This window comes from Algoriphagus kandeliae (assembly GCF_004571135.1).
GTDB lineage: Bacteria > Bacteroidota > Bacteroidia > Cytophagales > Cyclobacteriaceae > Algoriphagus > Algoriphagus kandeliae.
Genome location: NZ_SPSB01000013.1, coordinates 1 through 1358 on the forward strand (window position 1 = coordinate 1; position 1358 = coordinate 1358).

The window sequence follows — 1358 nt, forward strand, 5'->3', positions numbered from 1 at the left end:
TCATCAGTCCCTCAACCTGGCCTCCCGCTTCTTCGAGTTTGTCCACCCGCTGCGCAGCAGCCAGGTAACTCATAAAGTCTTCTTCCGTGGACTCCTCGTAGGAAACCACGTTCCCCCACCATTCGTAGGCTTTGTCGTAGTTCCGAACCCGCTCATAGGCCTGGGCCGTCTTCAAGGCCGTCTCGTAGTTCGGCTTCTTCGCATAGGCCGCCTCATAGGTGTCAAGCGCAAGCTGGAAGTTCATCAACTCCATCTGCTTGTCCGCATAGCGCACCCTTGATTTCTGGGCCAGGGTCGTTGCCGACAGGCCAAAAAGTAAGCCGGCCGTGATGCTCAATATTGTCAGTGTCTTTTTCATAATCAGAACCATCTTTGGTTTTTCATAACTGCCCTTCTCGGGATCATATAAAAGCCTACAGAAAGCTCGTGGGAGTTGGTCCTGTAGTCCTGCAGTACATTCAGGTTGTGGTCATAGGCATACCCTATCCGTATCCTGTCCGTGGCAAACAGCTCCAGTATCGCCGCAAAGGAATTCCGGTTCGAAAGGTTCTCCGGCAGGTTGTCGTTCCATATCTTCATGTTCGAACGGTACGAGCCCCCTACCCAGATCCGCTCCCCGAACAGGAACATCGCGTTCAGGTCGTAGTTGGTCGGTGCGCCCTTCACTTCCTTGATCAAAAAGCTCGGCTTGAACTTCACCGTACTGCCCAGATCAAACAGCGCGCCCGCCGTCAGGTAGTAGTGGAAGTCGTGGTAGGCAAGCGCCACATCCTCACGCTCCAGCGACTTCTTGCCGATCATGTTGTAGGCACTGATACCCGCATAGAAGCGCTTGGTGTGGAAGAAGATACCCGAATTCAGGTTCGGCGTGAACATGTTCACCCGTCCGTCAGGAATCTCCGAATCCGGCCAGTCGTTCGGGTCCAGAAGCGAACCGTCTATCGCATACTCCGATACGCCCGCACTCACGCCCAGACCCAAGTAGCTGTTCGTTCCCGTCTGGATCCGGTAGGCGTAGGTCAGCATCCCCATGTTGGTCCGCGCCGGTCCGATGTTGTCCGACAAAATCGAAACACCGAAGCCCATCGTCCCCTCGTTCGCACTCAGGTCCGCGGTCACCGTAAAGGTCTCCGGACTGCCCGGGAAACGGATCCACTGGGTCCGGTACGTGGACTGAATGTAGGGCTCTCCCTTGTAGCCGGCATAGGCCGGGTTCACATGCAGCCCGTTGAAGATGTACTGGCTGAACTGCGGAAGCTGCTGCCCAAAAGTCCCCCCGGTGGCCAACAGGGCCACCAGAAGGGTTATACCAAAGATTTTAAAAGTATTTTTCATAACGCTCGTGATTAATCTTCCTT

General features: G+C 54.9%; 1 protein-coding gene and 1 pseudogene. Both read right to left on the reverse strand.

Translation table 11 applies throughout. From position 1 onward, the window contains the following. Positions 1–358: pseudogene (locus tag E4S40_RS17040) on the reverse strand (OmpA family protein); the annotation flags it as partial. A gap of 2 nt (positions 359–360) precedes the next feature. After that, the gene (locus E4S40_RS17045; protein ID WP_135077167.1) at positions 361–1335 is read right to left on the reverse strand and encodes a PorP/SprF family type IX secretion system membrane protein; all 975 of its coding nucleotides are present in this window, start codon (positions 1333–1335) and stop codon (positions 361–363) included. Positions 1336–1358 lie beyond the last annotated feature (23 nt).